The 25,445-nt window shown below is 46.0% G+C and carries 18 protein-coding genes; 9 read left to right on the forward strand and 9 right to left on the reverse strand.

Annotation, left to right across the window (positions count from 1 at the left end; translation table 11 throughout):
• Positions 1 to 56: 56 nt before the first annotated feature.
• Positions 57 to 992 (reverse strand): malate dehydrogenase, encoded by a 936-nt coding sequence (mdh, locus tag A136_RS12290; RefSeq protein WP_009847834.1) that lies wholly within the window; start codon positions 990 to 992, stop codon positions 57 to 59.
• Between the two features lie 332 nt (positions 993 to 1,324).
• Between mdh and argR the strand changes: the two genes are divergently transcribed.
• The 7 genes from argR to tnpC all read left to right on the forward strand — a co-directional run bounded on the left by argR (position 1,325) and on the right by tnpC (position 8,906).
• The gene (argR, locus tag A136_RS12295) at positions 1,325 to 1,795 is read left to right on the forward strand and encodes a transcriptional regulator ArgR (RefSeq protein ID WP_004740827.1); all 471 of its coding nucleotides are present in this window, start codon (positions 1,325 to 1,327) and stop codon (positions 1,793 to 1,795) included.
• A 342-nt stretch (positions 1,796 to 2,137) separates the two neighbouring features.
• Positions 2,138 to 3,106 carry a TAXI family TRAP transporter solute-binding subunit gene (locus A136_RS12300; protein ID WP_017061374.1) on the forward strand — a complete coding sequence of 323 codons (969 nt, stop codon included), beginning with the start codon at positions 2,138 to 2,140 and terminating at the stop codon, positions 3,104 to 3,106.
• Between the two features lie 255 nt (positions 3,107 to 3,361).
• Positions 3,362 to 5,941, forward strand: coding sequence for a TRAP transporter permease (locus A136_RS12305; protein WP_017062946.1), 2,580 nt, complete (start codon positions 3,362 to 3,364; stop codon positions 5,939 to 5,941).
• A 104-nt stretch (positions 5,942 to 6,045) separates the two neighbouring features.
• The gene (locus tag A136_RS12310) at positions 6,046 to 6,483 is read left to right on the forward strand and encodes a universal stress protein (protein ID WP_004740830.1); all 438 of its coding nucleotides are present in this window, start codon (positions 6,046 to 6,048) and stop codon (positions 6,481 to 6,483) included.
• A 166-nt stretch (positions 6,484 to 6,649) separates the two neighbouring features.
• Positions 6,650 to 6,967 carry an IS66 family insertion sequence element accessory protein TnpA gene (gene tnpA / locus A136_RS12315; protein WP_017062947.1) on the forward strand — a complete coding sequence of 106 codons (318 nt, stop codon included), beginning with the start codon at positions 6,650 to 6,652 and terminating at the stop codon, positions 6,965 to 6,967.
• A complete protein-coding gene (gene tnpB, locus A136_RS12320; protein ID WP_017062948.1) occupies positions 6,964 to 7,317 on the forward strand; it encodes an IS66 family insertion sequence element accessory protein TnpB in 354 nt (117 codons plus the stop codon). The genes tnpA and tnpB overlap by 4 nt, the downstream gene beginning before the upstream one ends.
• Before the next feature lie 59 nt (positions 7,318 to 7,376).
• Positions 7,377 to 8,906, forward strand: coding sequence for an IS66 family transposase (gene tnpC, locus A136_RS12325; protein WP_017062949.1), 1,530 nt, complete (start codon positions 7,377 to 7,379; stop codon positions 8,904 to 8,906).
• A gap of 38 nt (positions 8,907 to 8,944) precedes the next feature.
• Here tnpC and A136_RS12330 read toward each other — a convergent pair whose 3' ends face one another.
• Complete coding sequence (locus tag A136_RS12330) at positions 8,945 to 9,907, reverse strand: D-2-hydroxyacid dehydrogenase (RefSeq protein WP_017062950.1); 963 nt, start codon at positions 9,905 to 9,907, stop codon at positions 8,945 to 8,947.
• A 36-nt stretch (positions 9,908 to 9,943) separates the two neighbouring features.
• Positions 9,944 to 10,678, reverse strand: coding sequence for a bifunctional tRNA pseudouridine(32) synthase/23S rRNA pseudouridine(746) synthase RluA (rluA, locus tag A136_RS12335; protein ID WP_017062951.1), 735 nt, complete (start codon positions 10,676 to 10,678; stop codon positions 9,944 to 9,946).
• 158 nt (positions 10,679 to 10,836) lie between these two features.
• On the opposite strand from rluA, the gene A136_RS12340 reads away from it, so the two are divergent.
• Entirely contained in the window at positions 10,837 to 12,114 is a 1,278-nt protein-coding gene (locus A136_RS12340) for an NRAMP family divalent metal transporter (RefSeq protein ID WP_017061369.1), read from the forward strand.
• A gap of 92 nt (positions 12,115 to 12,206) precedes the next feature.
• Here A136_RS12340 and rapA read toward each other — a convergent pair whose 3' ends face one another.
• Positions 12,207 to 15,116 carry an RNA polymerase-associated protein RapA gene (gene rapA, locus A136_RS12345; RefSeq protein ID WP_017062952.1) on the reverse strand — a complete coding sequence of 970 codons (2,910 nt, stop codon included), beginning with the start codon at positions 15,114 to 15,116 and terminating at the stop codon, positions 12,207 to 12,209.
• 466 nt (positions 15,117 to 15,582) lie between these two features.
• Here rapA and A136_RS12350 point away from each other — a divergent pair, with 466 nt between their 5' ends.
• Complete coding sequence (locus A136_RS12350; RefSeq protein WP_017062953.1) at positions 15,583 to 16,962, forward strand: PhoH family protein; 1,380 nt, start codon at positions 15,583 to 15,585, stop codon at positions 16,960 to 16,962.
• A 108-nt stretch (positions 16,963 to 17,070) separates the two neighbouring features.
• On the opposite strand, the gene tldD is transcribed toward A136_RS12350, so the two are convergent.
• The 5 genes from tldD to A136_RS12375 form a co-directional block, all read right to left on the reverse strand.
• Positions 17,071 to 18,516 (reverse strand): metalloprotease TldD, encoded by a 1,446-nt coding sequence (gene tldD / locus A136_RS12355; protein WP_017061366.1) that lies wholly within the window; start codon positions 18,514 to 18,516, stop codon positions 17,071 to 17,073.
• Positions 18,517 to 18,535: 19 nt separating this feature from the next.
• Positions 18,536 to 19,348, reverse strand: coding sequence for a carbon-nitrogen hydrolase family protein (locus tag A136_RS12360; protein ID WP_017061365.1), 813 nt, complete (start codon positions 19,346 to 19,348; stop codon positions 18,536 to 18,538).
• Between the two features lie 94 nt (positions 19,349 to 19,442).
• Positions 19,443 to 23,318 (reverse strand): YhdP family protein, encoded by a 3,876-nt coding sequence (locus A136_RS12365; protein WP_017062954.1) that lies wholly within the window; start codon positions 23,316 to 23,318, stop codon positions 19,443 to 19,445.
• A gap of 10 nt (positions 23,319 to 23,328) precedes the next feature.
• Positions 23,329 to 24,798: a ribonuclease G gene (gene rng, locus A136_RS12370; RefSeq protein ID WP_017061363.1), complete on the reverse strand. Its 1,470-nt coding sequence runs from the start codon at positions 24,796 to 24,798 to the stop codon at positions 23,329 to 23,331.
• A gap of 20 nt (positions 24,799 to 24,818) precedes the next feature.
• Positions 24,819 to 25,442: a Maf family protein gene (locus A136_RS12375; protein WP_017062955.1), complete on the reverse strand. Its 624-nt coding sequence runs from the start codon at positions 25,440 to 25,442 to the stop codon at positions 24,819 to 24,821.
• Between the last annotated feature and the right edge of the window lie 3 nt (positions 25,443 to 25,445).

Below are 25,445 nucleotides of genomic sequence, written 5' to 3' on the forward strand. Positions count from 1 at the left end.
ATCATAATGACCGGCCCTTATTAATTAGCTTAAGTCTGAGTTAAATAGCGTTTCGCTTATTTAGCGAATTCAACACCAATCTCGATGTCACCATTTAGCGTTTCAAGCATGCTATCTAAAGCGTTACGTTCGAAGTCACTTAGCTCACCGTAGCTAAGGATCGCTTCAGCGCCCTCTTTACCTAGTTTAACTGGCTGTGCGAAGAATGGAGCGTGCTCGCCTTCACCTTCAACGTATGCACATTCAATCACGTTTTCTTCACCTTGAAGTGCTTTAACTAGTGCAAGACCGAAACGACAAGCCGCTTGACCCATAGACAGTGTCGCACTGCCGCCGCCAGCTTTAGCTTCTACTACTTCAGTACCTGCATTTTGGATGCGAGTCGTTAGCGCTGCAATTTCTTCATCAGTGAACTCTACGCCTTCAACTTGAGAAAGTAGAGGAAGAATCGTTACGCCTGAGTGACCACCGATAACAGGAACACGGATGTCGCCTGGATCTTTATCTTTTAGTTCAGCAACGAACGTTTCAGAACGAATCACATCAAGAGTCGTAATACCGAATAGACGACGCTTGTCGTAAACGCCCGCTTTCTTCAGTACTTCAGCCGCGATTGGCACTGTTGTGTTTACTGGGTTAGTAATGATACCAACACAAGCAGTCGGACAAGTAACTGCGATTTTCTCTGCAAGAGACTTAACAATGCCAGCGTTCACATTGAAAAGATCCGCACGATCCATACCAGGCTTACGAGCAACACCCGCTGAAATAAGTACAACATCCGCACCTTCTAGTGCTGGTGTTGGATCTTCACCCGCGTAACCTTTGATCGAAACAGGCGTTGGGATATGGCTAAGATCGGCAGCAACACCCGGTGTTACCGGAGCGATGTCGTAAAGTGCAAGATCTGAACCAGCAGGTAGGCGGTTCTTAAGTAGTAGGGCTAGGGCTTGACCGATGCCACCAGCGGCACCAATAACAGCTACTTTCATTGTTATTCTCCTTGAGAGCTTTCTCTTATAGATTCTTTGTAGGGTAATTCTTGAGCTAAATCTAAGTTAAAAAACTATATTAATCACAAAGTGATTACAATCAATTAACGCTAGCTTTGCGACTTCGCGCAAGTCAATAAAACCGTGCTACACAGCAAGTTCGCATTATGGCGATAATCGACTGAAATAACAAAATAAGTCGTCGCAAATAACACATTATTCCATTAAATATTTACAGTGATATGACTAACAAATTACAGGGATGTTTTGGCTAAAATTGAATATGTATGCGAGAATATGCAAACATCTTTGTTAATGAATAAGAATGACATATGCGCAATACAGAAAAGCAAGACAACTTAGTTCGTGCATTTAAAGCCTTACTAAAAGAAGAACGTTTTGGCTCACAAGGCGAAATTGTGGATGCCCTAAAACACGAAGGTTTTGAAAGCATCAACCAGTCTAAAGTCTCGCGTATGTTAACCAAGTTTGGTGCCGTTCGAACTCGTAACGCAAAAATGGAGATGGTTTACTGTCTTCCTGCTGAGCTAGGTGTTCCGACCGTTTCTAGCTCTTTACGAGAATTAGTACTAGATATTGACCACAATAATGCATTGGTGGTGATACACACAGGTCCTGGTGCGGCGCAGCTGATTGCTCGTTTATTAGACTCACTAGGTAAGTCGGAAGGTATACTGGGCGTAGTCGCAGGTGATGACACTATCTTCATTACCCCAACGTTATCGGTTACCACTAAGCAACTGTTTGATTCAGTGTGTGAACTGTTTGAATACGCAGGATAATTGATCGCTGTTTCATAACTATCAGCCTTATTAATGGATCACGAGTATCTATTTGCTTCGTGATCCAAATCACATCCTAGAATATCCATACCTCCCTTCCAAAATCACACTAAACTATTGATTTTAAAAAACTCAGTAGTAAATCAAACACGAGATCCAGACATCATTTGTTAGATTTTTCAGCTATATCTTTTAACATTCGAGTAATTTTCTGCCAATTTTTGATATTATTCAGCCACTTTTTCATCACATGGATTGAAAAAGGTGCCGTTTCCAAATAGGAAACTCCTGAAGCAACTACACTTGTTTCAGGGTTAATAATGAATAAAGGAAGGGAAATTCATGGCATTTACCAAACTTATTAAAGTTGGTGCTATTGCAGCTGCTGTAATGGGCGCTGGCGCTGTTAACGCTCAAGAGTTCATCACGATTGGTACTGGTTCAGTTACGGGTGTTTACTACCCAACTGGTGGTGCGATTTGTAAGCTAGTGAACAAGGGCCGCAAAGACCACAACATTCGTTGTTCTGTAGAGTCTACTGGTGGTTCAATCTACAACGTTAACACCATCCGTGCTGGTGAACTAGATTTCGGTGTTGTTCAATCGGACTGGCAATACCACGGCTACAACGGTACAAGTAAGTTCAAAGATCAGGGCGAATACAAGAAACTTCGCGCGATGTTCTCTCTACATACAGAACCGTTCAACATCATCGCTCGTACTGATGCTGGCATCAACAATGTGTCTGACCTAGCAGGTAAGCGTGTAAACATTGGTAACCCAGGTTCTGGTGACCGTGCAACGATGGGTGTTGTAATGGACGCTATGGGCTGGACTAACGACAGCTTCAAGCTTGCTTCTGAACTTAAAGGTTCTGAGCGTTCACAAGCACTTTGTGATAACAAGATTGATGCATTCATCTACATGGTTGGTCACCCGAACGGATCAATCAAAGAAGCAACAACGTCTTGTGATGCAAAACTGGTTTCAGCAACAGGTCCACAGATCGACAAGATCGTAGCTGAAAACCCATACTACGCTTACAGCACAGTTCCTGCTGGTATGTACCGTGGTACTGACGCTGACGTAAACAGCTTCGGTGTTGCAGCTACTATGGTAACAACTTCAGACGTTTCTGAAGAAGTTGCATACAACGTTGCTAAGGCAGTATTTGAAAACTTTGACACTTTCAAACGCCTACACCCAGCATTTGCTAACCTGAAAAAAGAAGACATGGTTAAAGCGGGTATCTCTATCCCTCTTCACCCAGGCGCAGCAAAATACTACAAAGAAGTGGGCCTTCTAAAGTAACTCTACTTTAAGCCTACTACACCAATAAGGAGGCTAGCCCTCCTTATTGGCTTTTCACGTTTTATAAAAATAATTTAAGTGAAAAGAACAGCCCTTTAAGTTTCTCCAATTTGGAGGACTTACCTTCGTATCAAGCCTAAGACAAAGACGAACAAAAAACGCATTTCCCTATCCATTCACTACACTAGATAGGAAATAAATAACGTTTGGTTGTTCGTAAGAAAAGGCAGACCATCAATAATAAGGATAAAGTACATGACGCAGACAACATCACCGTCTCCAGATGTGCAAGAAATGGTGGCACAATCAGATACTGGTGCGCGTAGCCCTCGTGGTATCCAAGGCCGTATTTTATGGTTTGTGCCTCTATGTTGGTCACTGTTCCAACTTTGGTATGCATCTCCGCTGCCGTTCATTTTTAACTTCGCAATTTTAAACGACACTGAAGCTCGAGCAATTCACCTTACGTTTGCTATTTTCCTAGCCTTTACCGCTTATCCAGCCATGAAGAATTCGCCTAGGGATCGCATCCCCGCAGTCGATTGGATATTAGCGCTTGTAGGTAGCTTTTCAGCTTCTTATATCTATATTTTCTATACTGAACTCGCTGAGCGATCGGGCGCACCAACAACATTCGATATTGTTGCGGCTGTATTCGGTATGGTTTTACTGCTTGAAGCAACACGACGCGCTTTGGGTCCACCTCTTATGGTTGTGGCAGCAGTATTCCTACTTTATACCTTTGGCGGCCCTCACATGCCGGACGTTATTGCCCACAAAGGTGCGAGCCTGAACAAGGCAATGTCGCATCTGTGGCTAACAACTGAAGGTGTATTCGGTGTGGCACTTGGCGTATCAACGTCATTCGTATTCTTGTTTGTACTGTTTGGTGCAATGCTAGAACGTGCTGGCGCCGGTGCTTACTTTATTAAAGTTGCATTCTCACTGCTTGGTCACATGAAAGGCGGCCCAGCGAAAGCAGCCGTTGTCGCATCAGGTCTGTCTGGTTTGGTATCAGGTTCATCTATCGCGAACGTGGTAACCACGGGTACCTTTACTATCCCGCTAATGAAGCGTGTTGGTTTCCCGGGCACAAAAGCCGGTGCGGTAGAAGTCGCGGCTTCAACCAATGGTCAATTAACACCACCTATCATGGGTGCAGCAGCCTTCTTGATGGTTGAGTATGTGGGCATTTCGTATGTAGAGGTAATCAAAGCCGCGCTACTGCCCGCTCTGATCTCTTACATCGCTCTGATTTACATTGTTCATCTAGAAGCATGTAAAGCAGGTATGACTGGCCTACCTCGTCGCCACACACCAACTATCGTACAAAGCTTACTGTCTTTCACGGGTACCATTTTAGGTCTGTGTGTCATCAGCGCCGCGGTTTACTACGGTGTGGGTTGGACGAAAGATGTATTTGGCGATGCGGCAACACCAATCGTAACTGTGGCGCTATTGACCGCTTATGTTGCTCTGGTTCGCGTATCTGCAAAATACGCAGCTGAAGGCGGCATGGAAATCGATGCTGATCTAAAAGAAGTTCCGGATCCGGGGCCAACGATTAAATCTGGTTTGCACTTCCTACTGCCTATCGTAGTACTTGTTTGGTGTTTAACAGTTGAACGTTTCTCTCCAGGTCTGTCGGCATTCTGGGCGACCGTGTTCATGATCTTCATTCTGATCACTCAGCGTCCGTTAATGACTCTGATGAACAAATCAGACGATCTTGCAGAGCAAACTAAAGCGGGCTTCGTTGATCTCGCAGAGAGCTTGGTTTCAGGCGCACGTAACATGATTGGTATCGGTGTCGCGACAGCGGCTGCAGGTACGGTTGTAGGCGTGGTGACTCTAACGGGTATCGGTCTAGTAATGACGGACTTCGTTGAGTTTATCTCAGGCGGTAGCATCATTCTTATGTTGCTATTCACTGCAGTAATCAGCTTGATCTTAGGTATGGGCTTGCCAACAACGGCGAACTACATCGTTGTATCAACGCTGATGGCTCCGGTAATCGTGACCCTAGGCGCTGCGCACGGCTTGATCATTCCATTGATTGCGGTTCACTTATTCGTGTTCTACTTCGGTATTCTTGCAGATGACACACCTCCGGTAGGTCTGGCAGCCTTTGCGGCCGCCGCGATTGCGAAATCCGACCCAATTCGTACAGGTATTCAAGGTTTTACCTACGATATCCGGACCGCTATCTTGCCATTCATGTTCATCTTCAATACCCAACTACTGTTGATGGGTATTGATTCTTGGTGGCACTTAGCACTAACGATTTTCTCTTCTGTGACTGCGGTACTTATCTTTGCCGCAGCAACTCAAGGTTGGTGGTTCACCAAGAACAAGTGGTGGGAAACTATACTGCTTATCGTTCTGACCTTCTCTTTCTTCCGCCCAGGTTTCTGGTGGGACATGATTTATCCAGAGAAAGTTCTTTCACCTGGAGTTGAGATTGCTCAAATCACGGAAAAGCTGGATGTGGGACAATCACTTGAACTTAGAGTGGGTGGCGAAAACTTAGAAGGTGACTATTCTGAAAAGACAGTTCGCCTGCCGTTTGAAGATTCTGCGACCTCAAGTGAAGATCGTATTGCCTCTATGGGTCTAATGCTGACTGAATCAGAAGGCAAGATGATTGTTGATATGGTTGAGTTCGGTAGCCCAGCAGAAGCGGCTGGTATTGATTTCGATTGGGAAATCAAATCCGTTATCCAAGATGCAGATCGACCAATGAAAGAGTGGGTATTCTTACCAGCTCTGATCATTTTGATTGGTTTAGCGATGAACCAAAGAAGACGTGCTCGTAAGGATGAGATTAGCGCGTAATGGATAAGGCTGAGTAGTGCTTAGCGCTATTTGGCTTTATTACATGGAAAGGATAATTACAGTGCTAAGTGAAAGCTTAGCGCTGATTAAAAAGAGACGAATACATGTATAAACAAATCCTTGTTCCTGTTGATCTTAATGACAAAGGCTTTTCTGATAAGGCAGTCGAACTGGCGGTATGGCACGCAAAACACAGCAATGCTGAAATCCACATTCTGAACGTACTACCAGGCATTCACATGTCGATGGTGGCGTCTTACTTCCCGAAAGATGCAGCGAACCAAATGAAGCTTGATGTTAAAAATCAGCTCAAAGAGTTTGCCGACAAACACATCGACGATGAAGTGGTTTACAAAGTTCATGTTGCTGAGGGTAAAACCTACGCGACGATTCTTGATTACGCAGAAAAGCTTGGCGCCGACCTTATCGTGATGCCTAGCCATAAGCGTTCAAAAATCGACAAAGTGGTACTTGGCTCGGTTGCAAGCAAAGTAGTACAGAACTCACCAATCAATGTATTGGTGGTTAAACCGCAAGGTTAAGTCATTTAATCGACACACAATCTAAAAAGGTTGGCCTACAGGCCAACCTTTTTTGTTTTGCGTTCGCACCATTTAATTCTTTAATCGTAAGCGTGCCATGAACACCGCATTCTAATCCTTCAGCACGAAGAATAAGATCATCTCTCCAACCCAAAGGAGAGTTGAAATGGCAAAACGACGCACCGACCTAGAATGGCAATCACTGTTTGAACAATATGAAAGTAGCAGTGTTACCCAACGCGCTTTTTGTGAAGAGCATGGACTGAGTTTATCCACGTTCTTCGCCAAACGGCGTCAACTCCAAACAGCAAGCCAATCGGAATCTGTCGGATTTGTTAAAGCCGAAATCGTTGAAAAGACAACCAAGTATCAGGCCCAGATAGCTACGGCGAACATGACACTTCTCATCAATGATGTGGAGCTGAGCATTCCTCAAGGCACGCTAGCCACCTATCTTGCTGAACTCATTGGAGCGTTGTCATGAAAGGTATGCTCAGCGCTTCAGACATTTACCTTTATCGTGAAAGCGTCGATTTTAGAAAGTCCATCAACGGCCTTGCAGCGATTATCGAAAATGATACTGACTTGCCTCTTGGCAGCGGTGCGCTGTTCCTGTTTACCAATAAACAGCGCGATAAGATTAAAGTGTTGTACTGGGATAAAACAGGCTTCGCCCTCTGGTATAAACGCCTTGAAAAAGCCAAGTATAAGTGGCCTTCAAAAGAGAAAAATCAGGTGTTTACCCTCACTCAATTTGAGCTTGACAGACTGCTTTCAGGCTTCACAATTATCGGCCACGAACCCATCAAAATAAACGATTTTACAATGAGTTAATCGAGAATAAAGCCTTATTCTCCAAGCGTTAACGGCACGATTTTAGTATAATCAATGCTATGAAAAAGACGCCAAATATCAACCCAGAAAGCCAAGATGTTGCCGAGCTACAAGCGATGGTAGCTGCTCTGATGTCGGAGAAAAATGAGTGGAAACAAGAGCGCCAATCGCTGCTTGAACAACTCAAACTCGCCTTCGACCGTCAGTTCGCGAAACGCTCGGAGGCATTAAAGCCTTACGATGAATCACAAGGTGACCTCTTCAACGAAGCGGAGTGTGAAGCCGTTAAAGAAGACGAGGTTGAGGTGACAACCACGACCACAACGAAAAAGCGCGGTAAACGTAAACCTCTGCCTAAGACCTTGCCTCGTGAGGTTATCGAACTTGATGTAGACGACCATGAAAAGCAGTGCGCTTGCTGCAATCATAGCCTGCATAAAATCGGTGAAGACCGCAGCGAGAAGCTAGAGTTCACGCCAGCGGTACTCAAAGTGTTGGAATATGTTCGTCCTAAGTACGCTTGCCGCCAGTGCGAGAAAACAGGTGACAGCAGCCGTATCGTTCAGAAGCCATCCCCTCAGAGTCTCATCCCTAAAAGCTTCGCCACAGAAAGCTTGCTGACCAACATCATTCTTGGCAAATACCAATACGCGATGCCACTTTATCGCCAAGAATCGCTGTTTACCCAGTCGGGTATCGAGCTATCACGCACCACCATGGCAAGGTGGGTTATCCAAGTCAGTGAGAAGTTCGCCCCGCTGTATGCCGCCTTGAAAGAGCACCTACTTCAACAAGTGGTGGTTCAGGCGGATGAAACGCCGCTCAATGTGCTCAAAGAAGAGAAGCAGTGTTATATGTGGCTCTACTGCTCAGGCGCTGACTCACCCGAATCGGCACTGCCGAATGTGAAAAATATTGCCTTGTACGACTATCAAAACAGTCGCGCGAGGGCGTGTCCCGTGGACTTTTTAGGTGACTACAACGGTTATCTACAAACCGATGGCTACGCGGCTTATGATGGTCTGCATCACGTCACCAATGTAGGGTGCTTAGCGCATGCTCGTCGCAAGTTCATGGATGCTAAAAAGCTTCAAGGGAAAGGTAAATCGGGCAAGGCTGATAAGGCGCTGGCTAAAATCCAAAAACTCTACGGGATAGAATCACGCTTAAAAGGTGCGCCTGCCCAAGAGCGAAAAGCAGAGCGTCAAGCGCTTGCCAAGCCGATACTGGATGAGCTTTACCAATGGATGACGACCCAGAAGGTGATTGGCTCTAGCCCACTAGGCAAAGCAATAAAGTACACGCTCGGGCAATGGCCTAAACTCATTCGTTATATCGACGATGGTCACTTATCTATCGATAATAATCGCGCTGAACGCGCAATTAAACCGCTGGTTATTGGCAGGAAAAATTGGCTATTCTCCAACACACCAAATGGCGCTGAGGCGAGCGCGATGCTTTACAGCATCATCGAGACTGCAAAAGCCAACGGCCTTATCCTCTATGACTATATGGTCAAGTGCATGAAAGAGCTAGCAAAAGCAGAGCCCGATATCGATGCACTCCTGCCTTGGAACTTCAAACACTGACAAGTCGCCCCGTAGGTTCATGGGGCGGATACCTTTAATCAACTCACTAAGTTCTGCGGATTACCCTCAACAAACCCATCAATATTATCGATTAAGATATCAGACAGTTTTTGAATCGAGCTGTCGCTGCCCCACGCCACATGTGGAGTGAGTAATAAGTTCGGTAAGTGGCTATTAGCCAATAGTGGATTTGAGTTGTCGGCTGGCTCTTGTGTAAACACATCCATACCTGCGCCTGCAATCTCATGTTTTTTCAAAGCCTCAACTAGGGCTTGTTCATCTACTAGACCTCCGCGCCCGGCATTAATTAATACCGCGCTCGATTTCATCATTGTGAGCTCTCGCTCTGAAATCAGATTTTGGGTCGCATCAGTCAATGGGCAATGTAGACTGATCGCATCCGCTTGCTTCAATACCGTATCAAAAGGTAGATACCCTTCTCGACAAGACTCTGCTCCTTTTCGCTCGGCAAACATCACCTTCATACCAATCGCTTTGGCTAACATTGCGGTGGCTTGACCTAAGCTGCCACTCCCTATCAACCCCAGTGTGCTGCCAGCCACATCTTGAATCGGATGAGTAAAGAAGCAGAACTGCTTGTCCTTTTGCCACTCGCCCACCTCAATGTCTTTATGATAACCAACAAGGTTTCGTTTAAGTGCAAACAGCATTGCGATGACATGTTCAGGAACCGATTGAATCGCATAGCCTTGCACGTTTGTCACTGCAATGTTTTTAGATTTGCAGTATTCCACATCGACATTATTAACACCGGTCGCTGAAACCGCGATCAACTTGAGTTTTTTCGCACCAGCGAGATTCGACTCATTGAGCACTACCTTGTTAGTGATCACCACATCAGCTTCTTCAACTCGCTCCGATACTTGCTCAGGAGCAGTAAAGTCATACTCTACCCATTCATGCTCAAAGCTCAGAGGCTTTAAATGAATTTGAGATGGGATAGTCGCTCTATCGAGAAACACAACATTCAGCGTTGGCATTCTTCTTCCTTGGTTAGATCTATGAATCAGTCCATTCTAAGCTTTTAGCTTACTGTAGTCTGGAAGCTCAAGCGCAATTTCAAAGTGCTGTTCGATTTGTGGCGATGCTTGAGGATAAAACTCACACGGAACAAAGGCTTTAAACAACTGATTATTCGCTGGATGATAAAAGCTCAGCTCACACGCATGCAAAGCCAACCTATCACTGTATTCAAATGCTTCTGATGTTGCGTAAAACTCATCGCCCACAATCGGTGCGCCTATTTCCATGCAATGCACTCTCAATTGGTGAGAACGCCCGGTAATTGGCAGTAACTTAAGTAAAGTCGTTTGGAGTTCTTGCTGTTCTACCACATAACGAGTCTGTGATGATTTACCATCCTCGAAACACACTTTTTGCTTCGGCCGGTTTGGCCAATCGCAAATAAGAGGGAGGTCAATCAAACCTTCAGCTTCTTCTACTGAACCCCATACTCGGGCGTAATAGAGTTTGTGTGTCAGTCGATATTGAAATTGCTTCTTCAAATGACGCTCAGCTTGTTTGTGTTTAGCGAGCAGCATCAAGCCCGATGTCGACATGTCTAATCGATGCACGACTTGAATCTCTGGAAATTCGACAACCAAGCGACTCCACATGCTGTCGTAATGCTCAGGTAACCTACCCGGAACAGAAAGCAGGCCTGCAGGCTTGTTCACCACAAGAATATCGTCATCTTGATAAACAATATCAATCCACGGTTCACGTGGTGGTGTGTACTGTTCTAACGCCATTGAAGCCTCTTAATTGCTAGTGAACAAATAATTCACGGTTGATTCGTTTATAAATAAATACAATTTTCAATATTTTCGTACATAAAAGTTGACGGCTTTACAAAACATGGTATTGATAGGGTAACAGATAATAAGAAGTCAGCATCAAAGGAAAAACGATGGACAGTACGGTTAAAACCACCAACACAAAAACACCAACCTCAGCTCCCCTATCAAGTTTAATTAAGTCTCTTGGCCCAGGCATTATGATGGCCGCAGCGGCTGTAGGTGGTTCTCACTTAGTCGCCTCAACCAAGGCGGGTGCGATTTATGGTTGGCAGCTTGCCGCTCTCATTATCCTCGTTAACGTATTTAAATATCCATTCTTCAGAGCCGGCATCCAATACACGCTAGGAACGGGTCAAAGCTTGGTGGAAGGTTACTCTAACCTAGGCCGCCCATACCTTGTGATCTTTTCGATCTTGAGTGCCATATCTGCGGTCGTGAATACCGCTGCCCTGCTATTATTCAGTGCAAGCCTACTCAGTTACTTTGTTCCTTTCGATTTAGCCACTAGCACCTTGTGCATGATCGTTTTAGCGACCTGTTTGATCATTCTGTTTGCTGGCCATTATCGTGCTCTAGATACACTATCTAAAGCGATCATGGCGATCTTAACCATCACAACCTTAGCTGCAGTCGCCATTGCTATCGGCTCTCCAGTCGAACCTGATGCTGCTTTTGTTCCACCGTCGCCTTGGTCATTGGCTGCTATTGGTTTTATCGTGGTGACCATGGGTTGGATGCCTGCGCCTATCGAAATATCAAGCATCACCTCTATGTGGCTAAAAAGCCAAAAAGAGAAGCAGGAAGTGACCGCACAATCAGCGCTGTTCGACTTTAACGTTGGCTACATTGGTACGGCGCTGCTTGCTTTAGTATTCGTTGCGTTAGGCGCGCTAGTACTTCACGGTTCGGGAGTTGAACTGTCTCGCTCCGGTGTTGGCTTTACTCATCAATTGGTCGGCATCTACGCTTCGACAATTGGTGAATGGTCTCGCCCGTTAATCGCTCTTATCGCTTTCTTCTGTATCTTTGGTAGCACCATTACCGTTATCGATGGCTACTCACGCGTGCTTGCTGAATCACAACGTCTATTATTCAAAAAAGATTCAAGCCCAAGAATGCTGCAAGGCTGGATAATCATTGTCTCTATCGCGGCACTCGCGATTGTGATGTTCTTTAGCGCAGCACTGATGCCTATGCTCGATTTCGCAATGGTACTCGCGTTTGCAACAACGCCATTCTTCGCTCTGCTTAATTTCATCTTGGTCAACAAAGCTAAGCTTCCAGAAGCGCTAGCCATTGGCAGCAAACTAAAATGGTTGTCTGTAGCAGGTCTTGTTTACCTATTTGGTTTCCTAGCGGTATTTGTTTGGTGGAAGTGGTTAATGTAACCAGCTACTTGAATTGTTAATTAAGCTACAGATACAAATAAGGCCTTCATAATGAAGGCCTTATTTCGTTGAAGCATTTCGCTAATTCAAAACTAGTTGTGAGAAACCACAATCAAGCGTAATGAATCTAGCTGAACCTGAGCTTTGCTGATGTAACCGGTCAGTTCATTGATTTGAGCTTCGATTACCTCTAGCTCTTCATCACGAATATTAGGATTCACGGCTTTAAGCGCTTGTAGACGCTCTAATTCACCGTTCAGGTTAGTCTGCATATCTCGTTGAGCTTGTTCACGCACTTCTTCCACTTTAGGAAGTACGTGCGTCTCACCCGCTTCGATTAGCTTGTGAATTTCACCTTGTACCGAGTTAACTAGCTTGCTCGCTAGGTGACGGTTTACAGGGCTTAATTGACGGTTAAAGCTGTCGAACTCAACCTGAGCTGATAAGTCATTACCACGGCCATCCATCATCAAACGAATTGGCGTCTTAGGCAAGAACTGGCTGATACCGCTGCGTTTCGGCGCTTGCGCATCCACAAGGTAAACCAGCTCAAGCAGGATAGTACCCACTGGCAGCGCTTTGTTTTTCAGTAGTGATACCGCTGATGCACCAACACCTTCACTCAGTAGCAGATCGATACCGCCCTGAATCATTGGGTGTTCCCAGCTAATGAAGTTCATGTCTTCACGAGAAAGCGCAGTATCACGATCAAACGTGATGGTTGCGCCTTCGTATGGTAAGCCTGGGTAGCTTGGCACCATCATGTGCTCAGACGGCGTTACAACCAGAGCATTCTCACCCTTGTCGTCTTGGTTCAAGCCAATCGTATCGAACAGGCTTAGTGCAAACGTTACTAGGTTAGTGTCGCCGTCAGTCGAGGCAATCTTCTCTGCAATTTCATGCGCTTTGTCGCCGCCGTTTGAGTGCATTTCTAATAGGCGATCACGGCCTTTTTCTAGATCTGATTTCAGGCTTTGATTTAGCTTGGCAGACTCTTCAATCACTTCATCAAGTTGCTCAGTGTTACCAGAAGCCAGCATCTCGATAAGAACATCTGAGTACTTATCGTAAACCGTGCGACCCGTTGGACAAGTTTCCGCAAATGCATTCAGACCTTCATCGAACCAACGCGCAAGGATCGCCTGTGATGTGCCTTTTAGGTAAGGAACATGAATGTCGATATCACGCAGCTGACCGATACGGTCCAAACGGCCAATACGTTGCTCAAGCAAGTCTGGGTTGAATGGAAGATCGAACATCACAAGTTGGTTAGCGAACTGGAAGTTACGACCTTCAGAGCCGATTTCACTACAGATAAGAACCTGAGCGCCGCCCTCTTCTTGAGCAAAGTAAGCCGCAGCTTTATCACGCTCTAGAATCGACATGCCTTCGTGAAATACGGTTGCACGCACACCTTCACGCTCACGCAGTGCTTGCTCTAATTGAAGAGCCGTACTTGCACGAGAGGCGATCACTAGGATTTTCTCGCTGCGCTTGTCTTGGATCTTTTCAATCAACCAGTTAACACGTGAGTCGAACTGCCACCAGCTTGAATCTTCACCTTCAAACTCTTGGAAGATCTCTTCTGGATACAGCATCTTCATTGCACGAGCTTCGGGAGCCATTTTGCCACCGATCATGCCAGATACACGCATTGAGGTTGTGTACTGCGTTGGAATCTCCATCGGCAGTAGGTTTACATTACGCTTAGGGAAGCCTTTGATTGCAGCACGTGTGTTTCTGAAAAGAACACGGCCGGTACCATGGCGATCCATAAGGTTATCAATCAGTTCTTGGCGAGCTAACGCTTGCTCTTCTTCGCTGCTATCACCTTCAATCACACGGAACAGAGGCTCAACATCTTGCTCAGAAAGCAGTTCCGTAATCTGGTTCTTCGCGCTGTTTTCAAGCTTCACTCCAGAGAACAGAGCCGTTACTGCATCAGCAACCGGTGCGTATTGGTCTTCTTCTTCAACGAATGCTTCGTAATCGTAGAAGCGATCAGGATCAAGCAGACGCAGACGTGCAAAGTGGCTCTCACGACCAAGCTGTTCAGGCGTTGCTGTTAGTAGTAGCACACCAGACGTATTTTCCGCTAAGCCTTCAACCACTTGGTATTCACGGCTTGGTTTGTCTTGGCTCCACTCAAGGTGGTGCGCTTCATCGACAACCAACAAGTCCCACTCGCCTTCAAGTGCTTGCTCGTAGCGCTTACGGCTCTTACGTAGGAAGTCCAAAGAACACAGAACGTACTGCTGGGTATCAAACGGGTTGTCTGATTCAGCAAACGCTTCAATACAACGCTCTTCATCGAAGATAGAAAAATGCAGGTTGAAACGGCGCATCATCTCTACTAACCATTGGTGTTGTAGAGTTTCAGGAACCACAATCAGAATGCGTTCAGCACGGCCAGACAGCACCTGTTGGTGGATGATCATGCCCGCTTCGATGGTTTTACCTAGGCCCACTTCATCAGCCAGTAAAACGCGCGGAGCGTGACGACGACCCACTTCATGAGCGATGTATAGCTGATGAGGGATCAAGCCAGCACGCATACCACACAAGCCACGCATCGGGCTCTTGTGTTGTTGGTACTGGTTGCTTAGCGCACGGTAACGCAACACAAAGTTATCCATACGGTCGATTTGACCTGCGTATAGCTTATCTTGTGGCTTGTTAAAGCGGATCTGGTTGCTTAAGAAGATTTCACGCAGAGTGACTTCTGTTTCTTGGGTATCTTCGCGAGTACCTAAGTAGGTTAGCAGCCCTTTGTCTTCGATAACTTCTTCGACAGACAGAGACCAACCTTCTTGGCATTCGATGACATCGCCTACATTAAACGTTACTCGGGTTACGGGAGCATCAGTACGTGCATAAACACGGTTTTCTTCTGACGCTGCAAACATTAGTGTCACTGTGCGAGCATCCATTGCTACAACGGTACCTAAACCTAAATCGCTCTCCGTATCGCTTATCCAGCGTTGCCCCAAAGCAAATGTCATGAATCGACTACCTCAATCTTATAGTTGGAATTTGGTCTTCTTAACTGCAGTTTTAAACAAGAACATTATCGCTCCTGAACTAAAAATATAGCCAAAAATGTCTAGTTTGCAGCCACTTTTTAAGTGCGCTCTCAATAATAAATATCTCGAGAAAATGGTGCAGAAAAAGGTCGCTAATCTTACTCGATGCTGTGATTTAGGTCACGCCTAAAGGAGATGATTTCATGCTTTTTTTCTGTTTTCGCCAGTGCAATCAAACTGTCAAAAATTCATGGTTAATCTATAGGTAGCAGATTGCTGCTCTCAAACGAATACACCATATTCACTCGTAACGATATGGTGCTGTTCCTCTAGATGAAGTTTAGGTGAGTAGTTGACTATCACCAGAATCAGATACTAATCTTTATATGAGCTTTATCTACGTTCAATGAATGCAAGGCAAGCCGCACGTCGGCAAGGAGATGCTATGGGCGAGACCAACCGGAAGCTATTTGTTTTAGACACCAATATCCTACTTCACGAACCCTTCGCTATATTTTCTTTCCAAGAGCACGATGTCGTTATCCCCATGACAGTGCTAGAAGAACTCGACAGAATCAAAGACAGTAAAAGAGACGTTGCTCGAGATGCGAGAATTGCGATTCGAACGCTCGAAGACCTGTTCAGGGAAGCCACACCAGACCAAATATCGGAAGGCATCCCTTTTTCTAAAGACATAAATGCATCTGGCAGTATTTCAATACTCGCTGACTACGAACTTCAAGAAAGCATCAAAGCCTTTGCCGATGACAAGGCGGGCGATAACCGAATCCTCAACGCTGTCCTCTATCTTCAAAATAAACGCGCACCACGCGAAGTGGTTCTCATCACCAAAGACATCAATATGCGTTTACGAGCAAAAGGCGCCGGTGTACGTTTTGTTGAAGACTATCAAACTGACCAACTGATTGATGATATCCAATACCTCACCAAAGGCTTCCAACAACTGGAAGGCTCATTTTGGGATGGTATCGATAATGTCGAGAGCAGAAGTTTAGGCGGCAAGACGCTGCACACCTTAGCAAGAGCGCCGTTCGAGCCAACCTTCCTCAACCAATATGTGATTGACGAAGAAAGTGACTTTGCCGCTCGAGTCGAGGAGATTGAGCCGGAAAGCATTACCCTGAGAGACCTCAGCCGCGAAAGATTGATGAATCGCAGAGCATGGGACATCACACCAAAGAACGTCTATCAAGGCATGGCGATTGATGCGCTGCTCGACCCTGATATTGATCTTGTGATTCTCACTGGCGCCGCAGGTAGTGGTAAGACACTGCTTGCTATGGCTGCTGCACTTGAACAAACCATTGAACGTAAGCAATTCGATAAGATCATCGTAACCCGCAACACCCCTGATATTGGTGAGTCGATAGGTTTCCTTCCGGGTACAGAGGAAGAGAAAATGTTGCCTTGGTTAGCCGCAGTGACCGATACACTGGAAGCGCTGCACAAGAACGACCACTGCACAGAAGGCTCGATGAAGTACATCTGTGACAAAGCCAATATCCAGTTCAAATCAATCAACTTCATGCGTGGCCGCTCGATTCAAAATGCCTTTGTGCTTTTGGATGAGTGTCAGAACCTCACCGCTTCACAGATAAAAACCATCATCACCCGTTGTGGTGAAGGTACTAAGATCGTCTGCTCAGGTAACTTAGCGCAGATAGATTCTTCTTACCTAACCCCTGTGACTTCAGGCTTAACCTACATGGTTGAGCGTTTTAAAAACTTCGAAGGCAGTGCCAACATCCACCTCAATGGTGTGGTGCGTAGCCGACTAGCTGAGTTTGCGGAAGAGAACATGTAGTGACTCTATACGCTCACTGAATCAGTAATCTAAAAACAAAAAGCGCCTCACATTGGAGGCGCTTTTCAATTTAATATTTTGAAGTAAGTCGGCAGAGGTTAGTCTGAATTACTCAGTACCACCAACGGTTAGCGAGTCTAGTTTCAATGTTGGTTGACCAACACCCACTGGCACACTTTGACCAGCCTTACCACACACACCCACACCACGGTCGATGCTTAGGTCGTTACCCACCATAGACACCTGCTGCATCGCTTCGATACCAGAACCGATTAGCGTCGCGCCTTTCACTGGGTGAGTGATCTTACCGTTTTCAATCATGTACGCTTCAGACGCTGAGAATACGAACTTACCTGATGTGATATCGACCTGACCGCCACCGAAGTTCGGTGCGTAGATACCTTTCTCAACCGTCGCGATGATCTCTTCCGGTGTGTGTTCGCCCGGTAGCATGTATGTATTCGTCATACGTGGCATTGGAAGATGCGCGTATGACTCACGACGACCATTACCTGTCGGTGCTACACCCATTAGACGAGCGTTCAGCTTATCTTGCATGTAACCTTTTAGGATGCCGTTTTCGATTAACGTATTGTACTGACCGTTAACACCTTCATCATCGACGTTCAATGAACCGCGTAGATCCGTTAATGTACCGTCATCGACAATCGTACATAGGCTTGAAGTTACTTGCTCACCAACTTTGCCGGAGAATACTGACGACTCTTTACGGTTGAAGTCGCCTTCTAAACCGTGGCCTACCGCTTCATGCAGCAGAACGCCCGGCCAACCAGAACCAAGAACCACAGGCATGGCACCAGCAGGCGCAGCCACTGCTTCAAGGTTAACTAATGCTTGGCGAATCGCTTCATCCGCAAATTGGTAAGCAACTTGAGTGCCTTTGTCATCACTTAAGAAGAAGTCGTAACCAAAACGGCCACCACCACCAGCGCTACCACGCTCACGACGATCACCCTTCTGTGCAAGTACGCTAATAGACAAGCGAACCAGCGGACGAATATCACCAGCGTAAGTGCCATCAGTCGCAGCAACCAGCATCTGCTCATGCACACCACTTAAACTCACCGATACTTCAGTCACCATCGGCTCTTTAGTGCGAATGTAAGCATCTAATGATTTTAGTAATTCTGTTTTCTGCTGTTTTTCCCAACTCGCAAGCGGGTTAACTGCATCATAGTAAGCTTGATTAGAGTTGCGTTTGAACGCTTGAACCTTGCCGTTTTGACCTTGTTTAGCAATACCACGAGCCGCAATTGCGCTCTGCTTAAGACCATCCAATTGGATTTGGTCAGAGTAAGCAAAACCAGTCTTTTCACCAGATACTGCACGAACGCCAACACCGCAATCGATATTGAAAGAGCCGTCTTTAATAATGCTGTCTTCTAGCACTAAAGATTCGTGCCAGCTTGACTGAAAGTAGATATCAGCATAATCAATTTGGCGGGTAGCAATACTCGCCAATGTATCTGCGATATTTTGCTCCGTAAGCCCTGTCGGGTTCAGTAGCGCTTCTTCAATTTGATTAATGCTCATAGATGGCTCTTGTTTGTAATTAAAATTGATTGGTAAATCGAGAGTGTTGCGCGATGGGCATATTTTGCCTAATGGACTCGCAACTGGATGTGTCTATCTCAACCACCATACTTTTAGGATCTTGGTCTAACTGTGCGACCACTCGTCCCCATGGATCAACCACCATTGAGTGTCCCCATGTTTCTCTTTGGCAAGGGTGTTTTCCGCCTTGACCTACCGCGACAATCCACGACTGTGTTTCAACCGCGCGGCATCTTAATAGTACTTCCCAGTGCGCTTGACCCGTTACCGCTGTAAAAGCCGCAGGCACCACAATGATTTGTGCCCCTTGCTTACGTAACTCTGAATACAAGTGTGGAAAGCGCACATCATAACAAATACTCAAACCTAAGCGACCAAAAGGCGTTTCCGCTGTCACAACTTGGTTGCCCGGAGTGAAAATATCCGACTCTCGATAGCACTTATGGGCGTCAGCGACATCCACATCAAACATGTGTAGCTTGTCGTAATGAGCAACGAGGCAACCAAAATCATCAATCACCAAGGTGGTGGTCGTCACTCCGTTAGTTGTGCTTATCGGCATACTGCCAATGACGATCCAAATTCTGTGAAGCTTTGCTAGCTCAGAGATTTTCTTTTGCAGTGGGCCATCATTAAAAGGCTCAGCACACTGGTGATAGTCGGCTTTACTGCCAAAAACTAACGCGTTTTCAGGGCAAACAACCCACTTAGCCCCCAACTCTTTGCACTTTGCAACTTCTTGAGCAAGGTACTCAAAGTTCAATTCAGGGCTGGGGCCAGATGTCATTTGAATCAACCCAACACAATCCATGTGTATCGCTCCTCCATTCATTATGATTCAGAAATCAGCATTTCACCGTATATTCGCTGACTCGGGCATAAGGTCTTTTCGGCTAATTTAAGGCCTATTCGGCTAATTTTCTCAGCTTCTCTGGCAGCTGAAACTCGCCAGAGCTACGAGAAAGTTCGCTCACCGTTGGTGAATCCAATGGTCCTTTCACCGAATAATTTACTTGGGTAAAGACTTCCACAACTGGCGAGATAACCGTGGTCACCGCCAATACGTACAGCGCCGTTTGAGGGGTTACCGCAAAGGCCGTTAATACGGGAATACCCGAGGTAATATCTGGGGTAAAGTTCACCTCAGCATCAACCTGACGCGTGTTGAGGTTAGCGATACCTTTGATTTTCATCTCACCTGCGACCGCATCCATGTTCAGATCATTGGTCAGGAAGATACCATTTTGAATCTCGCCCGTTCCGGTGATGCTGTTGAAGGCCATACCTTTATCAAACACATCTGAGAAATCGAGCTGCATCTTACGGATGATCGAATCTAGGCTAAACAGGCCAAGTAATCGAGCTGCGCCGCTCACATCCGAGATAATGCCTTTACCAAACTTGGTTTTAACGTTGCCATCAAGGGTATCCATTTTGATTCCCCAAGGCGAACCATCCCAATTTAGTTGACCTTCCAACGCGAATGGCGCTTTTTGAATCCCGGAAGTAATACCAAAGCGCTCCATGAGCTCGCTGTTGTTTTCACCTTCAACATCAACGGTTAACGATGAATGACTCTTGTCACCTTGCAGTTCCCACCAGCCACTCACATCCGCTTTGTTACCGCCGCTTCGCACCTGGATTTTGTTCCACTCGATACGATCTTCGTTCCTCGTCATTTCAACATCGACCTTACCCACCTTGTAGCCTTGCAGCCAAAAGTCGTTCAGCGTCAGGGTCAGGTTTGGCATCGCATCGTGGATCTCTCTATCCAATTTGGATATCAATGGCGCAGCTTGTTCTTTACGTTGCAGCAGTTGCTGATCTTGGTTGTTCTTATCACTCCACTCAGGAACAAACAGATGCAGACGATCCAGTGAAACTGTCAAATCATAAGGAGGCAGGTAGTTAATATCCCCTTCTAGCTCTTGGCTAGACACTTCCATTTGCCACGCCTGTTTGTTCTTACTAGCACTAAAATCGACGTCATTCCAAGAGATACCACCTAAGATCAGCTCTTTACTCTCAAAGGTAATACGGCTTGGCGCAGGTATGGTTGGCGTGTTCATTTGACTAAGTACAGCCGTTGAAGGCTTTACCGGTTCCATTACAACCGATAACCAATCATCGGCATTGAATTTGTCTGTACGAATCAGTGCGTGATGGCCCACCACCGGGCTAATTTTGTAGCCACCGCGACCAAGCACTAAGTTGGTCGCCGTTAACTCAGGCACGTCGCCTGTGATATCAATCTCAGCTTGGTACTTGGTGTTTGGCAATTGCAGGCGCGCGGTAATCGTCTCTTGGTTACCCGATGCCTGTAGCCTTGCAGAGCCACTTTCTAGTGATTTTTTCGCCAATGGATATGGGTAATCACTCGCCAAGTATTTTAGGTCTGACTGTAAGTCTAGTTGGTAGGTAAAGCCGATATCATTCAGCTGGATATCAATCTGGCTTTGCCATTGCGCATGACCTGATAAGCGGCTTAACCATTGCTCACCGATGTAAGGTTCTAGAGGCTTGACGTCCCAATCACCTAACACATCAATATCAACTGCATAGCCAGGACCATCATTAAGGCCCTTAAAATCAAGCGAGATACCTTGGTTAAGCAGATCCGCAGCGAGGCCATTTGCCGTCACTACGTCATTATCAAATTCAATTCGACCCGTGGTGTTCTCGAGCACCATTGGCGGCGCTTCAATCTCAACATGGTTGCCACTTAAGTCGGCGTAACCCCATGCTCTTGCTTCTTTTTCAGAATCAAACGGAATATTCAGCTGGAACTCAGAAGAGACATCACCACTCACTTGAAGTGCGGTTAAGGCTGCGCCTACCGAGCCCACCAGTGGCGAAGACGTCATGTAATCGCGTACTGCGTTGCCAGACGCCGTCGCTTTAGCTTCAATTTCAATATGGCCGCCTTCCCCTAAATAAGGAATGCGTCCTGTGATTCGATCTGCCGTCACATCCATCAGTTGAGCTGAGCGAGAATCCAGATGCATCGCATCATTTTCAAACAACAGATCAAGCTGAAGATCAGTAATCAGTGGCCACGCGGTATCAAAGCTGAATTTCGCATCTTCTAAGCCAACCCAAACCTGGAAAATACCATCGTGGTTAGTGTATGGGTATTGAGACAAATCACCATGCCACAACAGTTTTACGGTATCCGCTTTACCGGCTTGAATCGCAGTTGAAAGGTAGTCTGTTAGATCTTGCCCAAGAGCCAGTGTAGGTAAGTAGCGCCATGTTTCACCGACATTGTAAGCGTCCGCTTCGCCGTAGAAGGATAAAAACGGGCTCGCATCTTTTGGGAAGTCTAAGCGGAATGCGCCTAGTACTTGTAAATCGGGGGTGGCAGCTGTGATTTTGTCTGACCACAGCTTCCAGCCGTTTTCATCTTGCTGCCAAACAATATCAACCTGACCTTGTTTGATATTCAAAGGCGCTTGGAATACGTCACCATAAGGGAACACATCGTCAATAACATGCAGGCTAGCTTTCGCTTCCGAGGCCGAACCAAACACACTACCAGACACTTGGCTAAAGCCTGGGACTAGTTCCCACTGCTCGATAGCAAGATCAGAAAAACTGGCTGAATAACGTAAACTGTCAATTCCCGAACCCATGGAAACACGGATATCAGAAACAGAGCCGCCCGGCGCCAATACGTTAATCATTTTGGTTGATTGTTCAGAGTCAGGCAGCAGCTTAATCAACGGAGTAATAGTCGCAATATCCAGCTCAGAAATGTTGAGTTGCCATGGACCTTGATTCCACTTGAACGCTACGTCGAGTTCCGGCCAAGGTGTGTCATCCGTTCTAAGGTTTAGTGAGTGACCATTTACTTGCCAACCATCATCAGTCGGCGACAACTTAAAGACACCGGACTCAAGCATGAGGTCATGCTCGCCATCTTCGTTCCACGCCAGTTCTGAGGGTAAAACCTCAACATAAGCGCTCACTGGCTTGCTATTTCGCAGCGTAAGCCAGCTATTCAAGCTCACAGTACCCGTTTCAATGCCGGATTCCGCCTGCATATAATGCGTAAGCCATGGCTTAACAGAAATGCTGTCGGCACTGACATAAAACTCACCAGTCACATCAGTCAGTGACCCACCATCAATAAAGTTAGCACTCACTGACAGAGAGTTTAGATTGGCATCTTTGATACTCACCACACCTTCAGCAAGGTGATGTTTGTCTGAATTTTGCCATTTTAAGGTTTCTATATCGAGCTGACGTTCTTCACCCGAAACAGAGTGATAAAGAATAGAAGAATCTTTTGCAGTTACATCGACGAGTGTTTTTAGCAGTAAATTATCGAGCTCTTGTATCACTCGCTTGGAAGACTCGGGATCTGTAGGTTCGTCTTTGCTATTTTGTCCGGCAAACAGATCAATTGAGCGGATATCAAGATACATTTGATTCATGACTAGATCGGCCACAACCGGGCGCATCTGCACGAGCGATTGAATCAAGTCAAACTCGACTTCAACACGCTCAACAGAGAAGGTCACATCTTCTGCATTGGGGAGGCTAGCTTTAACGCCTTGCAGAGCAATAGAGGGGTGAGTGTTACGCCAAAAACCGCCCACATCTTGAATCGAAAAATCAAAACCGGAGTGTTGGTTTACCCAAAGCTCAATTTCAGATTGATACTTGTTTAAATTGGGCAAGGCTACACGCAGTGTAGTAACGGCAATGGCTAGCGTTACTAAGAGAGTAACCACTAACCATAAACATGCACGTAGAATCAGAGTAACGCTTGAGCTCACAAAATTTCCATTACATCATAACAACATCAAACTGCTCTTGTATGTACAGAGGCTCAGCCTGGATTTTAACTTGCTTACCAATAAAGACTTCAAGCTCCGCAAGCGCATGAGATTCATCGCCCTCTAACGCCTCAGCTACGGCAGCTGCCGCATAGACCACAAATTTATCGGCGTCATACGCACGATTCACTCGCGTGATCTCTCGAAGAATTTCATAACAAACGGTTTCAACTGTCTTCACACTGCCGCGGCCTTCACAAGCAGGACAGCTCGAACATAGGATATGCTCAATACTTTCACGAGTACGTTTACGAGTCATCTCAACCAACCCAAGCTGCGTGAAGCCATTAATATTGGTTTTCACACGGTCTTTGTCGAGCGCAGCCTCTAAAGAAGTTAGTACTCGCTTACGATGTTCCTCAGACAACATATCAATAAAGTCGATAATGATGATGCCACCTAAGTTACGTAGACGCAGCTGACGAGCAATCGCTTGAGTCGCTTCTACATTGGTGTTGAAAATCGTCTCTTCTAGATTACGACGACCAACAAACGCGCCAGTGTTGATATCAACCGTGGTCATCGCTTCAGTTTGGTCGATAATCAGATATCCACCAGACTTTAATTCGACTTTACGATCCAATGAACGCTGAATTTCGTTCTCGGTATCGTACATATCAAAGATAGGCTTATCACCTTCATACAGCTCAAGCTTGTCTGTCAGCTCAGGCACGTATTCAGAGGTAAACTCTTTTAGGTTTTCATATTCTAGACGAGAATCGACCTGAATCTTGCTCAGCTCAGTACCGACGAAGTCACGTAAGATACGTTGGCTTAAGCAAAGCTCACCATACAAACGAGTACGCGCCTTGTGCTTACCACGACGCTCTAATACTTTTAGCCATAATCGCTTCAAGAATGCGGCATCTTGTGCCAACTCATTTGAATCTGCACCTTCTGCTGCTGTGCGGATGATGAAGCCACCGTGTTCGTCACAGTAACGAGACACGACTTTTTTAAGACGGTTACGTTCAGACTCGCTGTCGATACGTTGAGATACACCAACATGACTTGCGCCCGGCATAAATACCAGATAACGAGACGGTAGAGTGATATCAGTGGTTAAGCGAGCACCTTTAGTACCAAGAGGGTCTTTGACCACTTGCACCACAATGTCTTGCCCTTGACGGACAAGCTCTGAAATATCACGAACCTGAAATTGTTTCTTTTCGTTTTCAGCGACACATTCAGTGTGTGGGACAATATCAGAGGCGTGTAAAAAAGCTGCTTTCTCAAGGCCTATATCCACAAAAGCCGCCTGCATTCCCGGAAGAACACGGCTTACACGTCCTTTATAGATATTTCCTACGATACCGCGTCGAGCATCTCGTTCGACATGGATCTCTTGAAGAGCCCCCCCTTCAATCATGGCCACACGAGTTTCACTCGGGGTCACGTTCAGCAACAATTCAGCACTCATGGTGCACCTCAGATTAGTAATTATAAGAATTCTTGCAGTAGCTGGTCCGTTTCAAATAAAGGTAAGCCGACAACGGCGTAATAACTACCTTCGATTCGGGTGACAAAGCGTCCGCCCAAACCTTGGATCCCATAGCTACCGGCTTTATCGCATGGCTCCCCTGTTTGCCAGTATTGTTCTATTTCTTTTTCACTGAGGGGTTTAAACCATACGTCGGTAATAATGATTTCTGTTCTTTGTTTTTCTTCTGAAACCACAGAAACCGCCGTCATCACTTGGTGACGTTCATTCGCTAACTGAGTAAGCATGCGCTTAGAGTCAGCAAAATCGGTGGGTTTCTCAAGCACTTGCCCTTGGCTTACGACGACTGTGTCAGAACCAAGAACGACTATATCAGAGCCATTATCTACAGTATCAGAACTAGGAACGACATGCTGCCTTTCAGAAGGGTTATCTTTCAATAAAGACAACGCAGCTAAAGCTTTATCTAAAGATAGTCGCTTAACATATTCTTCGGCGGTTTCTTGAGCGTGTTTACACTCTTCAACATCGGTTACGAGGACAGAAAACTCATAACCGAGTTGAGATAGCAATTCTTTGCGGCGTGGAGAGCCGGATGCCAAAACTAAATGTTTCTTTTCCATCGT

Origin of the sequence: Vibrio crassostreae 9ZC13 (assembly GCF_000272045.2) — a bacterium.
GTDB classification, from domain to species: Bacteria; Pseudomonadota; Gammaproteobacteria; order Enterobacterales; family Vibrionaceae; genus Vibrio; species Vibrio crassostreae_C.

Excerpts from the sequence above, each read along its gene's own strand:
- tnpA (WP_017062947.1), top strand. The coding sequence starts at position 6,650 with ATGGCAAAACGACGCACCGACCTAGAATGGCAATCACTGTTTGAACAA.
- tldD (WP_017061366.1), bottom strand. The coding sequence starts at position 18,516 with ATGAGCATTAATCAAATTGAAGAAGCGCTACTGAACCCGACAGGGCTT.
- A136_RS12300 (WP_017061374.1), top strand. The coding sequence starts at position 2,138 with ATGGCATTTACCAAACTTATTAAAGTTGGTGCTATTGCAGCTGCTGTA.
- rng (WP_017061363.1), bottom strand. The coding sequence starts at position 24,798 with ATGAGTGCTGAATTGTTGCTGAACGTGACCCCGAGTGAAACTCGTGTG.
- A136_RS12360 (WP_017061365.1), bottom strand. The coding sequence starts at position 19,348 with ATGGATTGTGTTGGGTTGATTCAAATGACATCTGGCCCCAGCCCTGAA.
- A136_RS12305 (WP_017062946.1), top strand. The coding sequence starts at position 3,362 with ATGACGCAGACAACATCACCGTCTCCAGATGTGCAAGAAATGGTGGCA.
- A136_RS12340 (WP_017061369.1), top strand. The coding sequence starts at position 10,837 with ATGGACAGTACGGTTAAAACCACCAACACAAAAACACCAACCTCAGCT.
- mdh (WP_009847834.1), bottom strand. The coding sequence starts at position 992 with ATGAAAGTAGCTGTTATTGGTGCCGCTGGTGGCATCGGTCAAGCCCTA.
- tnpB (WP_017062948.1), top strand. The coding sequence starts at position 6,964 with ATGAAAGGTATGCTCAGCGCTTCAGACATTTACCTTTATCGTGAAAGC.
- argR (WP_004740827.1), top strand. The coding sequence starts at position 1,325 with ATGCGCAATACAGAAAAGCAAGACAACTTAGTTCGTGCATTTAAAGCC.
- A136_RS12310 (WP_004740830.1), top strand. The coding sequence starts at position 6,046 with ATGTATAAACAAATCCTTGTTCCTGTTGATCTTAATGACAAAGGCTTT.
- rluA (WP_017062951.1), bottom strand. The coding sequence starts at position 10,678 with ATGGCGTTAGAACAGTACACACCACCACGTGAACCGTGGATTGATATT.
- A136_RS12350 (WP_017062953.1), top strand. The coding sequence starts at position 15,583 with ATGGGCGAGACCAACCGGAAGCTATTTGTTTTAGACACCAATATCCTA.
- A136_RS12330 (WP_017062950.1), bottom strand. The coding sequence starts at position 9,907 with ATGCCAACGCTGAATGTTGTGTTTCTCGATAGAGCGACTATCCCATCT.
- tnpC (WP_017062949.1), top strand. The coding sequence starts at position 7,377 with ATGAAAAAGACGCCAAATATCAACCCAGAAAGCCAAGATGTTGCCGAG.
- rapA (WP_017062952.1), bottom strand. The coding sequence starts at position 15,116 with ATGACATTTGCTTTGGGGCAACGCTGGATAAGCGATACGGAGAGCGAT.
- A136_RS12375 (WP_017062955.1), bottom strand. The coding sequence starts at position 25,442 with ATGGAAAAGAAACATTTAGTTTTGGCATCCGGCTCTCCACGCCGCAAA.